11 protein-coding genes, 3 pseudogenes and 1 riboswitch are annotated in these 12,697 nt (G+C 66.2%); of the genes and pseudogenes, 8 read left to right on the forward strand and 6 right to left on the reverse strand.

Annotation, left to right across the window (positions count from 1 at the left end; translation table 11 throughout):
- The first annotated feature begins 124 nt into the window (after window positions 1-124).
- Complete coding sequence (locus BM419_RS29050; RefSeq protein ID WP_018042926.1) at window positions 125-769, forward strand: TetR/AcrR family transcriptional regulator; 645 nt, start codon at window positions 125-127, stop codon at window positions 767-769.
- Between the two features lie 20 nt (window positions 770-789).
- A complete protein-coding gene (locus BM419_RS29055) occupies window positions 790-1,233 on the forward strand; it encodes a hypothetical protein (RefSeq protein WP_018042927.1) in 444 nt (147 codons plus the stop codon).
- Window positions 1,234-1,408: 175 nt separating this feature from the next.
- Here BM419_RS29055 and BM419_RS29060 read toward each other — a convergent pair.
- The 3 genes and pseudogenes from BM419_RS29060 to BM419_RS29070 form a co-directional block, all read right to left on the reverse strand.
- Window positions 1,409-2,047, reverse strand: a pseudogene (locus BM419_RS29060) (Na+/H+ antiporter NhaA); the annotation flags it as partial.
- Window positions 2,048-2,183: 136 nt separating this feature from the next.
- Window positions 2,184-2,585: a DUF190 domain-containing protein gene (locus BM419_RS29065; RefSeq protein ID WP_018042929.1), complete on the reverse strand. Its 402-nt coding sequence runs from the start codon at window positions 2,583-2,585 to the stop codon at window positions 2,184-2,186.
- A 10-nt stretch (window positions 2,586-2,595) separates the two neighbouring features.
- Entirely contained in the window at window positions 2,596-3,990 is a 1,395-nt protein-coding gene (locus BM419_RS29070; RefSeq protein ID WP_018042930.1) for a voltage-gated chloride channel family protein, read from the reverse strand.
- Window positions 3,991-4,013: 23 nt separating this feature from the next.
- Window positions 4,014-4,092: riboswitch (Fluoride riboswitch) on the reverse strand.
- A 123-nt stretch (window positions 4,093-4,215) separates the two neighbouring features.
- Here BM419_RS29070 and BM419_RS29075 point away from each other — a divergent pair.
- The 3 genes and pseudogenes from BM419_RS29075 (at window position 4,216) to BM419_RS29085 (ending at window position 6,686) form a co-directional block, all read left to right on the forward strand.
- Window positions 4,216-4,818, forward strand: a complete 603-nt coding sequence (locus tag BM419_RS29075; protein ID WP_091928483.1) for a hypothetical protein — start codon at window positions 4,216-4,218, stop codon at window positions 4,816-4,818.
- 31 nt (window positions 4,819-4,849) lie between these two features.
- A complete protein-coding gene (locus BM419_RS29080) occupies window positions 4,850-5,488 on the forward strand; it encodes a 2,3-bisphosphoglycerate-dependent phosphoglycerate mutase (RefSeq protein ID WP_026175781.1) in 639 nt (212 codons plus the stop codon).
- Between the two features lie 270 nt (window positions 5,489-5,758).
- A pseudogene (locus BM419_RS29085) lies at window positions 5,759-6,686 on the forward strand (MBL fold metallo-hydrolase).
- Window positions 6,687-6,920: 234 nt separating this feature from the next.
- Here BM419_RS29085 and BM419_RS29090 read toward each other — a convergent pair.
- Window positions 6,921-9,293 (reverse strand): ATP-binding protein, encoded by a 2,373-nt coding sequence (locus BM419_RS29090; protein WP_244540910.1) that lies wholly within the window; start codon window positions 9,291-9,293, stop codon window positions 6,921-6,923.
- A gap of 269 nt (window positions 9,294-9,562) precedes the next feature.
- Between BM419_RS29090 and BM419_RS29095 the strand changes: the two genes are divergently transcribed.
- Window positions 9,563-10,321 (forward strand): SDR family oxidoreductase, encoded by a 759-nt coding sequence (locus BM419_RS29095; RefSeq protein WP_091928484.1) that lies wholly within the window; start codon window positions 9,563-9,565, stop codon window positions 10,319-10,321.
- Window positions 10,322-10,333: 12 nt separating this feature from the next.
- On the forward strand, window positions 10,334-10,774 hold the full coding sequence (locus tag BM419_RS29100; protein WP_091928485.1) for a hypothetical protein: 441 nt from the start codon (window positions 10,334-10,336) through the stop codon (window positions 10,772-10,774).
- Window positions 10,775-10,777: 3 nt separating this feature from the next.
- Here BM419_RS29100 and BM419_RS29105 read toward each other — a convergent pair whose 3' ends face one another.
- Window positions 10,778-11,677, reverse strand: a complete 900-nt coding sequence (locus BM419_RS29105) for a sigma-70 family RNA polymerase sigma factor (protein ID WP_091928486.1) — start codon at window positions 11,675-11,677, stop codon at window positions 10,778-10,780.
- Window positions 11,661-12,059 (reverse strand): hypothetical protein, encoded by a 399-nt coding sequence (locus tag BM419_RS29110; protein ID WP_091928487.1) that lies wholly within the window; start codon window positions 12,057-12,059, stop codon window positions 11,661-11,663. Before BM419_RS29110 ends, BM419_RS29105 begins: the two co-directional genes overlap by 17 nt.
- Window positions 12,060-12,412: 353 nt before the next feature.
- Between BM419_RS29110 and BM419_RS29115 the strand changes: the two are divergent.
- Window positions 12,413-12,682: pseudogene (locus tag BM419_RS29115) on the forward strand (transposase); the annotation flags it as partial.
- Window positions 12,683-12,697: the final 15 nt, after the last annotated feature.

Below are 12,697 nucleotides of genomic sequence, written 5' to 3' on the forward strand. Positions count from 1 at the left end.
TTCCGGTGCCCCGGGATGGGGCGAAAAGGTTTTCCCGGGGCGGCGATACGGCCATGACGGCGACGCGCTTGCCGGGATGCCCATGATCTACTAATAACTAACCAGTCAGTCAACAAGGAATGCAATGAGCAAGGTGGCGGTCGGACCCAGGCAAAGACGCAAGGAAGCGCGACCGGGCGAGATCCTGGAGGCGGCGTTCGAGGAGTTCGCCCTAAAGGGCTTCGCCGGGACGCGGGTCGACGACGTGGCCCTGCGCGCCGGGATCACGAAGGGCACGGTCTACCTCTACTTCCCGAGCAAGGAGGATCTTTTCGTCGCCACCTTCAAGGAAATGGTGCAGCCCACCCTCGACCTACTCGCCAGCTTGGCGACCAATCCGAAGGGCCCGGCGATGGAGATCCTCCGGGCCTACTTCCGGTTCGTCTACGACGCCCTGGTCCATGACCGACGCGGCCGGGAGTTGCTCCGGCTGCTGCTAGCCGACGGGACACGCTTTCCGGAACTGGCTGTGCGGTGGCACGACGAGGTCATCGGGCCGGTGAACGCCCGGTTGGCCGCCGTCCTCGCCTACGGTGTGGAACGCGGCGAATTCCGGCCTGTCGCCGCTAGCGAGTTCCCGAACCTGATGATGGCAGCGGCCGTGTCCGCCTCGATCTGGCGCACGCAGTTCGGGGATGCCTACCCCATGGATATGGCCGCCTACTTCGACGCCCACCTCGACATGCTTGAACGGACCCTCGTCGTGGGTCGCGCAGGCGAAGGTCGCTGAGATTCGATCAGGAGGACGTCATGGAAATCGCGGTCCTTACGGCCGCCACCGGCCTGGCCGGCTCCCTCGTGGGCGCGGCCTCGTCGTTGGTGACGACGTGGCTGACCCAGAACGGCGCGCGCAAGGCGCAATGGCAGGTGCAGGAGGCGGGGAAGCGCGAGGCGCTCTACGACGAGTTCATCGCCGAGGCGTCGAAGTGTCTGGCCGACGCGATCACCCACGACCCAGAGGGCCCGGAGGTGGTCGTCGGCATGTTCGCCCTCATCGGCCGCATGCGCCTGAGGTCGACGCGCCCGGTGATCGAGGCGGCCGAGCGGCTGCTTTCACAGGTGGTCGCCATCTATGCCTCGCCGAACCTGACCTTCGCCGAGATCCAGGACAGGATCAGACAGGGGAAGGACGCGGACCCCCTCGCCGACTTCGGCGAGACCTGCAGACGGGAACTTGAAGTTCTCCGTATCTAGAACGCCCCCGAAACGCAGTGGCACGCACCACAATAGATCCGATAGGGAACGGTCACAAAAATACACATCCGAGTTTTATAATCGATAGGGCACTTATTTTCCGGTAAATTCGGTATTCAATAATTTATTGGCAGCCATGCTTGATGGTCCGGATGCAGCAGGGGGGGGGATAAGACAGCACGGCGCCGAGGACGAGGTAGGGCGTCAGCCGGCTCACCCCCGCCTTGTTCATGCCGAACAGGACCGCGAACACGGCCGCCGCCCCGGCGAGCATCGGAAGCGACAGGTCCGCGGTGTAGAAGGCTGCGATGATGAGCACCGCCCCGAGGTCGTCGATGATGGCGAGCGCGGTCAGGAAGATCTTGAGCGACACGGACACCCGCGATCCGAGCAGGGCCAGCACCCCGAGGGCGAAGTCAATGTCGGTCGCGGTCGGGATCGCCCAGCCGCGCAGGGTCTCGGGCGAGTGCCGGTTCACCGCGACGTAGATCAGCGCCGGAGCGACCCTGCCGCCAAGCGCCGGGACGCCAGGCAGCACTCGGTCCGGCCAGGTCAGCAGGCGCCCATCAAGGACCTCCCGCTTGATCTCCAGGCCGACGAGCAGGAAGAACGCCGCCATCAGACCATCGTTGACCCAGTGCAGGACGCTGAGGCCGCCGACGTATGTCTTGAGGACTGGGAAGTGGGCGTCCGACCAGCCGGAGTTCGCGATGGCGAGCGCCAGGGCGGCGCTCGCCATCAGGATCAGGCCGTCGGATGCCTCCCCCTGGAGGACGTTACGCAGGGCGGAGATCGGGCGAATCGGCAAGGGCATAGGTCTCCCGCGCTGGCGGTCCGACCAGCGCTGAAGCCTGCCGGTCCGAAGGTCGGACCGCGCACCCATGGCCGGCTATCGCATCCGTTGGCCTATCCGGCGCTCCGATGCCTGGAACGGCCCGGGACGGTCCAGGTCAGGCAGCCCGCCCCGCCGCGCCGACGCCGACATGGCTGACGCTCCAGTGCTCAAGGTGCTTGTAGACGATGACCTTGTTCGCGAGTTGGGCACCGTGCCGGCCGCAGAAGCCTTCGAGCTGCTCGCGGGTACCGATCAGCTCGACGCACATGGTCAGCTCGGGGTTGAGCGACTCGGCCCCATCGTCCTGGATCGGCCCATGGTTGCTGTAGCCGTGGTGGGACTGGTGGGCGACGGCGTTCATGAGGCCCTCCGCCTTGGCCTGGGCGACGAGCTCCCGATAGAGCGGCCTGCCGCCGGAAAACCATCCGGTCCGACCGGTGCCCGCCCGGTCCCGGGGCCTCATGTAGATCCGGATCATGCCGGTCTCGGTCGCGACGACGCGATGCGAAGCGTTCATGTCGGCTCCTTCAGTGGACGGTGGACGAGGGGGCGGGCCGGGGCCCGACGGCCGGCGCGCGCCCCGACCGCGCCTCGCGCAAGGTCGCGCCGCCGGCGATGCCTGTCGCCGCCTTCGGGACGGCGATGCGCTGCGACAGGTAGATGCCGTTGTGGCCCGAGCAGAGGTACGCGAGGAAGCAGGCCACCGCGAGGTAGACCCCGTGCGTCGCGCCGAAGAGCTCGATGCCCATCAGCGTGCAGGCGAGCGGCGTGTTGGCGGCGCCCGCGAAGACCGCGACGAACCCCAGCGCCGCGAACAGGTCCACCGGCGCGCCGAGCAATCCGGCCAGGGCGTTGCCGAGCGCGGCCCCGATGAAGAACAGGGGGGTGACCTCGCCGCCCTTGAACCCCGCGCTCAAGGTCACGACCGTGAACAAGATCTTGAGGGCCCAGCTCCAGGGGTGCACGTCCGGACCGAAGAAGGTGTTGATGGTCATCCCGCCGGGGTCGGCCGCCGAGACGCCGAGCCCGAGGTAGTCGCGCGTCCCGAGGGCGTAGACGAGGCCGATCACGGCCAGACCGCCGATCACCGGGCGAAGCGGTCCGTACGGGACCAAGCGCTTGAGCCACCCGCCGAGGAGGTGGTTGGCCTCCGCGAACAGCAAACCGACGAGGCCGAACGCGACGCCGGCGACGGCGACCTTGGCGAGAAGCAGTGGATCGACGGTCAGGGCCTTCGCGCCGCCGGCGAGGAAGTCGACGTGGTAGAATCCGTGGTGGATGCCCCAGGCTTGGCAGGTCCAGTCGCCGACCACCGCGGCGAGGAGGCAGGGTACCAGGGCGGCATACTCGACGCGACCGACCGCGAGCACCTCCAGCGCGAACACCGCACCGGCGATGGGGGTGCCGAAGACCGCACCGAAGCCGGCGGCGATGCCCGCCATCAGGAGGACCCGGACCCCGGCCGCATCCACCCCGAAGAGCTTGCCAAAGCCGCTGGCGAGGCTTCCGCCCATCTGCACCGCAGTGCCCTCGCGCCCGGCCGACCCACCGAACAGGTGCGTGACGATGGTGCCGAGAAAGATCAGCGGCGCCATCCGGAGCGGCACGCCGCCGTCCGGATCGTGGATCTCCTCGACGATGAGGTTGTTGCCGGCCTCCACGCTCTTCCCGAACAGAAGATAGAGAAGACCCACGGCGAAACCGCCGACGGGAAGCAGGAACAGCAGCCAGGGATGGTCGAAGCGCGCCTCGGTGGCCGCGTCGAGGCTCCACAGGAAGGCGGCGCAGAGGGTGCCCACGGCAACGGCCATCGGCAACAGGATGACCGACCAGCGCGCCACCGAGATGGCGTGCGACCGGCGTGTCCGCAGGAAGCCGGCTAGATCGAGGTCGTGGAAAAGGTTCCGGAACGACGCGCGCATGACTCCTCCAGTTCGCAAAAGCGCGAAAAGTAGGAGTCATCAGCCGCATCAGGGATCGGCGGTTCGGCTCAAAGCCCGGCAGACACCATTACCGTGCTGGGCTTATTCGCGATTGCCTCAAGGCGGTCAATCCCGGGGGATCGATGGAGGTCGGGCGCCACGAAATCCGCGAACGGGTCGGCCAGCGGTGATAGGAGCGGGCGAGCCAACCCCGGGGACCCATTCATGACCATCTCGTGGCTCGGTGCCCTGATCACCTTCCAGGTGACCTTCACCGAACTCTTCATCGCCGCCTCGGTGATGCTGACCGGCGCCTACCGGTTCGGATGGCGGAGCATCCTTGCCGGCTCCGTCGTCGGCGCGCTCGCCGTTGCCGCGCTCGCGGTCGCCCTTCGCTCGGCGGCCTACCTTCTGGCGCTGAACGTGATCGATTGGATCTCGGCGGTCCTGCTTCTCGGCTTCGGCCTCTACCTCGCCTACGAGTTCGTCGACGGGTATTCGAAACGGCGCGCGGGAGATGCGGCCGCGTCGGTGGATGGGCACTGGAACCGCCCCCTGAACGCGGCGGGCCTCGGCGTCGCGGCATGGGCCCTCGTCGCCGAGGGGTTGGAGATCCTCGTGGTCTGGCTCGGCGTGGCGCTACGCGAAGGCGCGGGGACCGCAACGCTCGGCGTCGGTCTCGGCCTGGCCGTCGTCGGAGCGGGGCTCGTCCTTGGCGGGACCGGGGTCTACCGGAAGGTGACGCCCTACGTCCTCGACGGTGTCGCCGCCGTCATGGTGCTGGGTTACGGCGCCTACTTCACGTCGCTTGCCATCATGCAATCCTAAGCGGTCGAGCGAGACATTGACGCAAGCCTCCGTGGTCGCCTCGGTCGAACATCCACCGATCCGACAGCTGGTTCTGGTCAGGCACGGCGAGAGCCGGGCGAACGCCGAAGGCCTGTTCACGGGGATGATCGACGCGCCCCTGACCGAGAGGGAGCGACGGGAAGCCGAGGCGGCCGGATCGCGCCTCGGACGGGAGGGCTTCCGGTTCGACGCGGCATTCACCTCGACCCTGTCGAGGGCCATCGACACCGCGCGCCTGGCGCTCGATGCCCTCGGTCAGCCCGCGCTGGTCCCCGACCGCACCGCAGCCCTGGACGAGCGCGATTACGGCGACATGAGCGGGCTCGACAAGGCGACCGCCGCCCTGCGTTTCGGGCCGGAACGGATCGAGGGCTGGAGGCGCTCCTATGCGGGTACTCCGCCCGGGGGCGAGAGCCTCCGCGACACCGTTGCCCGGGTGGTGCCCTTTTACCTGAGGCATATCCAGCCGGCGACGATGCGGGGTCCGACGCTGGTCGTCGCCCACGGCAACTCGTTGCGGGCCCTGGTGATGGCCCTCGAAGGATTAGGGCCGAACGCGATCGAATCTCTCAAACTCGCGACCGGATCAATTCGGATCTACGGGTTCGGGCTCGACACGGCCATCGTTTCGCGCTGGCTGATCGGCTAGCGGACGACTGCTTCCGGGTCCAGCGCGCGTTACCTTGAGCGGCGAAATTGGGTCGGGACCCGCCCGTCTGCGCCACGGCCAAGAGGTGTGGAAGGAAGACCGTATCCTTGAGGGCGTTTCGACCGAAGCGGTCATCCACCGGCCTCGATCCCTGACAACACATGTCGCATTCGCGGACCCGGTCTCGTCCTGTGTGAAGGCGCGCGTTTCCGGATCCTAGTGAGCCGGATGTCCGCGCGTCCCGATCAAGGGGCGACCATGGACACTTCAATGACCGGCCAAACCGATACGAGAGATCCTCACCGAGCGCGTCCAAGTTCGGAGGAATTGGTGCCGTCACGATACGCGGTGCGCATCGGCGAGATCGACGTGCTGGTCGTCAGCGATGGGGTCTTGCCCCTTCCGACGGCAATGCTCGCTCACAATGCAGACCCAGCGCTTCGGGCGGAATGGCTGGACGACATGTTCCTAGCGCCGGACGCATTCGACTGGCCGCTGAATGCCGTTTTGGTGCGAAGCGGCGAGCAGACCATCCTCATCGATGCCGGACTCGGGTTGGATCCGAACCTGGATCTGCCGCGAGCCGGCCAGCTGGTCAAACGTCCTGGAAGCGGGCGGAATCGATCTGGCGTCCGTGACCGACCTGGTGCTGACGCACATGCACATGGACCATATCGGCGGGCTCCTCATCGACGGGGTGAAGGAACAGTTGCGGCCCGACCTGCAGATCCACGTGGCGGCCGCCGAGGTCGCGTTCTGGGAAGCACCCGATTTCTCCCGCACCTCGATGCCGACGGGCTTCCCGGACGCCCTGCGATCCACCGCCAAACGGTTCTCGGAGGCATACAGCAGCCATCTGCGAACCTTCGAGAATGCGCATGAGGTCGCGCCGGGGGTGGTAGTCCATCGCACCGGGGGCCACACCCCCGGGCACAGCGTGGTCCGCGTGACATCCGGCGGAGAGCGGCTCACGTTCGCCGGCGACGCCATCTTTCCGGTAGGCTTCGACCAGCCCAGCTGGCACAACGGTTTCGAGCACGACCCCGAGGAGGCAGCCCGCGTTCGGATCCGTCTTCTCCGGGAATTAGCCGGGACCAGGGAACAGTTAGTGGCCACGCACCTGCCGTTCCCGTCCGTCGGCCGGGTCGCCGCCGATGGCGATGCCTTCCGTTGGGTGCCGGTGTTCTGGGATTACTGACCACGCCTCCAGCAAGGACCAAGTCAGCGGCAGCGTCGGGGCAGAACCTGCGGCGTTGCCGACCGAACCGCCGTCGTCCCCGAGGGTGGCTCGGAAAGCGGCGGTTCTGCGAACCGCGCCGCAGGGACTTCCCGCATGTGATGCGGGAGGCGCCGCAGCGAACGCCTCGATAATGACCGCCGTGCCTGCTGTGGCGGGACCACAACGATGCCGGACGGTACGTACCGGCATCGATCACGCATCGACCTGTCTCGGTATATGATCGAGTACGCCGCGCACCTTGCTCGCCAGCTGCTGCAGGGTGAAGGGCTTCGGCAGAAAATGCGTGCCGGGATCGAGCACGCCATTATGCACCACGGCATTGCGCGTGAACCCCGTCGTGTAGAGCACCTTGAGTTCCGGACGCCGCCGGATCGCCTCCTCGGCCAGTCGACGCCCGTTCATGTCGGCCATGACGATGTCGGTGAACATCAACGCGATGTCGGGCTGGGAATCTAGGATACGCAATGCGGCGACACCGCTCTCGGCGTGGCGCACGCTGTAGCCGAGTTCGCGCAAGGCCTCGACACTGAGCAGGCGCAGGGCTTCCTCGTCCTCGACCACGAGGACGATCTCGCGTCGGCATCCGAGGGGCAGGACAGCCGTGAGCCGAACATCCTGAGGGGATCCGGCAGCTTCGCCCTCGCCATAGAAGCGCGGTAAGTAGAGCTTCACGCTCGTGCCCTGCCCAGGCTCCGAATAGATCCGTGCGTGTCCCTTCGATTGCCGCACGAAACCGTAGACCTGCGACAGGCCTAATCCTGTTCCCTTGCCGACGGGCTTGGTGGTGAAAAACGGATCGAACACCTTGGCCAGGACCTCCGGCGACATGCCGGTTCCCGAGTCGGTCACGGCCACCAGGACGTACTGACCGGGTGAGATCTCCACGGTCCTGGCATAGGCCTCGTCGAGGTGGGCGTTGGCCGTCTCGATGGTCAGGCGGCCACTTCCGGTGTCGGTATCCGGCATGGCGTCCCGCGCGTTGACCGCCAGGTTGAGGATGGCATTCTCCAATTGGCTCACATCGGCATGGGTGCGCCATAGGCCGCCGGCAAGCACAGTCTCCAACGCGATGCCCCCGCCGAGCGTGCGGCGCAGGATCTCTGACATCCCGGATACGAGCTTGTTGGCATCGATGGGCTCCGGCGCGAGCGGCTGTTGGCGCGAGAAAGCCAGCAGGCGTTGGGTGAGCGAGGCTGCGCGGTTCGCACCATCCGTCGCAACATCAATGAAGCGCTCGATGTCGCTCTCGCCACGTGCCATGCGCTTGCGGATCAGGTTGAGGCTGCCGATCACGATGGCGAGCATGTTGTTGAAGTCGTGCGCGATGCCGCCGGTGAGCTGGCCGACGGCCTCCATCTTCTGCAACTGCCGTAGTTGGGCCTCGGCCGTCTCACGGCACTGCATCTCGCCAATGAGCGCGCGGTTCGCGTCGTCGAGTTCCTGCGTGCGCGCGGCGACTCGGTCTTCCAGCGCCAGGTTGAGGTCGCGCAAGGCGAGCTCGGCGACCTCGCGCTCGCGTGTCCGTGCCTGCAATTGAAGCGCCGCCGTCGCAAGCGCCGCCCCGATCCGGTTCACCTCCAGGATGGGGGTCACGATGGCCTCGACTTGGCTCCCCTGGCCTATCGCCTCTGCGCCGTCCCCGAGGCGACGCATCGCACGGTCCACCCGTTGACCGACCCCGAACGCGATGCCCACGACAGGCAGGCCGAGCACGAGCCCCATCCCGAGGAGGATCATCATCGAACGTTGCAGCGGCGCCTCGGCAAGCTCCCTATCGACCACGACCGCCGCGGTCCAACCCGTCAGCTTCGACTTGCCGTAGCCAACCAGGACATCCTGTCCGACCCGGTTGCGGCCGTAATACCGTCCAGCGTCGTCGACCGTGTGAGTGCGAAAATCGGACGAGGTCAGCTTGCCGACGAAGTCCTCCTGCCGCTCGGTGCGGACTGCGACGATTCCGTTCCGATCCACCAACGACCCGATCCAACCGGACGGGAGATCCTCTCGGCGCGTCGTTGCCACGAGGTGGTCGAGGTCGAGACTGGCCGCGAGGAGATAGGTTGGCGTTTCGCCGATGCGGATAGGGGCGCCGACGATCTGGAAGACGGGCTGCTTCGAGACCGAGGTCAGGAAGACGTTGCTGACCACCGCGACGCCCGTTCGCAAAACCTCTCCGTCGATCTCCGCAAGGGCCAGGGGCGCAGGTGCGGCGGTTCCGAGCGGCGCTCGGGTCGTCAACGCGGCAGTCCCGTCGATACGCCGGAGGTTGATATTGATCCCCTGCAGGCGGGTGATCTCCTGCATCTGGGCGTAGAAGGCCGGCAGGTCGTGAGCTGCGAGGCTCGGCGAGGTCGCGAGCGCCTGAAGTGTCGAGAGCACACCATGGATCTCGCGGTCGAACGCCACGGATAAGCCGTGGGCTCGGATCTGCACGTCCTGTTCGACCCGAGTGCGTTCTGACGCGGCGAAGCGCCAGAGCAGGACACCGACGAACAGCAAGGTTGGGACCAGCAGGCCGACGAAGAGGGTCAGGAACTGCCATCGGAGCGGACGGGGAGGTTTCAACCCTTCGTCTTTCGCCTAGCGAGCTGGCGGGTTCGGTCCCGCCTCGGCCTCTCGATGGAGGGCGTCATGATCGTCGTTCCTCGTGATGCTCCCTGCATGACGAGGGTCGAAGAGCGGACGTGACATGGCGGAACGGATTTTCCTGACCGTAGAGGCGTCTGGCCTCCACTCGGACCAATTTCATCGGAGCCGATGTCACACCGGATGGGACCGCTCTCGTCTTGTTTTCGAACGTCCCCACCGGGACCGGACACAGGACGGAGCGTCACATGAAGATCGTCGTCATCGGCGGCACGGGGCTGATCGGCTCGCAGGTCGTCACCACTCTGAAGGCCGCCGGCCATGACGCCCTCGCGGCCTCGCCGAACACCGGCGTCAACGCCGTCACGGGCGAGGGCCTCGCAGTAGCGTTGGAGGGGGCCGCCGTGGTGGTCGATGTCGCCAACTCGCCATCGTTCGCCGACGACGCGGCCATGGACTTCTTCGTCCGCGCCGGACGGAACCTCGCCGCGGCCGAGAAGGATGCCGGCGTGTCCCACCACGTCGCGCTCTCGGTCGTCGGGACCGAACTCCTGCTCGACAGCGGCTACTTCCGCGCCAAGCTTGCCCAGGAGGAACTGATCGCCTCGGCGGGCGTGCCCTGGACCCTCGTCCGCGCCACGCAGTTCTTCGAGTTCGTCGCCGCCATCGCGGGAGCCGCAATCGTCGACGGCGTCGCGCGTGTGACCTCCGCGTCGATCCAGCCCATCGCGTCGGCCGACGTGGCCGCGAAGGTCGCCGAGGCCGCGCTGGCGCCACCGCAAAATGGCATGGTCGAGATCGCCGGGCCCGAGCGGCTGCCGATGGTCGAGTTGGTGAAGCGTCATTTCCATGGCCTCGGCGAGACGCATGAAGTGCGCACGGACGACACCGCACCGTATTTCGGGGTGGTCCTCGGCGGCCCCTGGCTCACGCCCACCGGTGACGCATGGCTCTCGCAGCGGCGTTACGGCGACTGGCTGGCGGCACAGCCGAAGCGTACGGCCTGAGGTCTCCCGCCGATGGATGCAGCCTATTTTCCGGCGCTGTCGGCGCTGGCCGGTTCGGCCATCGGCGCGATGGCCTCCTTCGCGACCACCTGGCTGACGCAACGCAGCCAGGAGCGCGCGACCCTGCTGGTGCAGGACCGGGCGCGACGAGAAGCGCTCTATGGTGAGTTCATCAGGGAGGCGTCGACCTTGTTCGGCGATGCCTTCCGGCACGAACTCGATGACCCGGCCAAGCTGGTGAACCTCTATGCCATCGTGAACAAGATCAGGCTCTTCGGAGAGCCGGAGACGCTCCAGGAAGCCGAGCGCGTCATGCAGCGCATCGGCGAGACCTACTTCGCCCCGAACAAGGATCTCGCCGCCTTCGCCGACATCCGCCACGCCAGCGACCTCGACCCGCTCTGCATGTTCTCGACGGTCTGCCGAAGGGAGCTGGCAATCGCCCGCCGTTGAGGCTCAGTGAGGGGTCGGCGCTCCCGCCGCCCCTCCGAACGACATCGCCATTCGCTGGAGCTTGTCCGGGTTGCGGGTGAAGTAGATGCCGACGATCATCCCGCCCTGGATATCCAGGGCGACGGTCTGAAGCATCCCGCCCGGCTCCATGCTGAGGTAGCCCGGCAGGCCATCGATCCAGAGGTCCCGCAGCTTCCGGGCATGCTGGATCCACGACTTGCGCACGACCCCCTCGAACATGCGCGTGACCTTGTTGATTCCGATGATCGGCCGCGGGAAAGCGAGCACCTTTCCGCCGCCGTCGGAGTGCACCACGACGGCATCGGCGAGCATGCTGCGCAGCGCTGCGACGTCGCCCGTCGTCGATGCTTCGAAGAATGCCTTGGCGATACGCGCCCCCTCTTCTCGCTCGACGGGGAAGCGAGGGCGTGCGGATTGCACGTGCTTCCTGGCCCTCGCGGCGAGCTGACGAACCGCCTGAGGCTCACGCCGGAGGGTGAGAGCGATTTCCGCAAGCGGGACCGCGAAGACGTCGTGCAGGAGGAACGCGGCCCGCTCAAGCGGCGAGAGCCTCTCCAAGGCGAGCATCAGCGTGAGCGTCAGGTCGTCGCCAGGGGCTTCGTCGGGCACCAGGGCAACGGGCTCGGGCAACCAGGTTCCGAAATAGGTCTCACGCCGGACCCGGGCGGACTTCATGACGTCCAGGCAGAGCCTCGTGACCGTCCGCGAAAGGAAGGCGCCGGCCGAGGCGACCTCGGCATGGTCGACGTGCCGCCAGCGCAGCCAAGCGTCCTGTACGACATCCTCGGCCTCGCCGAGGGACCCAAGCATGCGGTAGGCGAGCCGGATGAGCCGCGTACGCTCCTGTTCGAAGACGCGGGTCGGATCATCGATGGTCGGCATGACGGAACGACCAGACGCTGAGGGCGACCGCGATAAGTGCAGGAAGTGTCACCGCGGGAAAGTCGCGGGGTAGAACCTCCGGCCCGCAGATGCCCACCGCAACCTCCCAGAAGTGGAACAGCGCGTGTCCCGAGAGCCAGACGGCACCGAGAGTCCAGAGTAGCGAGCGCGGTCCGGGTCGGGCCGCGCCGTACACGAACCCCGCCCCGATCAGCACGAAGATCAGGCCGATATCGCGCAGGAAGTGCTGATTGAACGGCCCTGTCGTCGTCACGCCCGGTACCGCGAAATACCATGCCTCGGGTGCGGTGAGCATGAAAACGCCGTTTCCGGCCAGTCCTGCGCCAAAAATGCCGGCGAGTACCGGAATGGCTTTGATCATCGAGCTTTCCCCACGTGATTGGTTCACGTGAGTGACGATGCACAGCCGCCCAATGTGACATTGGATGGAAGTTTCCGCAGGTACCTTTCAGAACCTCGGCTTCGCACAGTTCATATCACCGAACACCGGCTGCCTGACCCGATGGTCGAGCGTCGCTACGAAACATTCGATCAAGCCAGGACACGGAACCCACGGACACCCCGACCGTAACGATATCCATCGACAAACGACTGCTTTTGAGATGTCCAGATGTAGGCATCTAAGGCAACGTTGGGTCGCAAGCGGACCTGGCCTGCCCCCTGAAAAGTGGTCCTCCCTAAGGTATGGCTTTGAGCCATGTGGAGGATGTCATCATGGGACGGAAGAAGCATACGGCTGAAGAGATTGTTGCCAAGCTTCGCCAAGTGGACGTTCTGGTCTCGCAAGGACGCAAGGTAGCTGAAGCAATTCGATCCATCGAGGTGACCGAGGTCACGTATTACCGTTGGCGCTCTGAGTACGGCGGCCTGAAGGGTGACCAGGTCAAGCGGTTGAAGTCCCTGGAGACGGAGAACCAACGGCTTCGTCGGGCGATCTCCGACCTGACTTTGGAGAAGCTGATCCTGAAGGAGGCCGCATCGGGAAACTTCTGAGCCCGG

The organism is Methylobacterium sp. yr668, assembly GCF_900116245.1.
Taxonomy (GTDB): Bacteria; Pseudomonadota; Alphaproteobacteria; order Rhizobiales; family Beijerinckiaceae; genus Methylobacterium.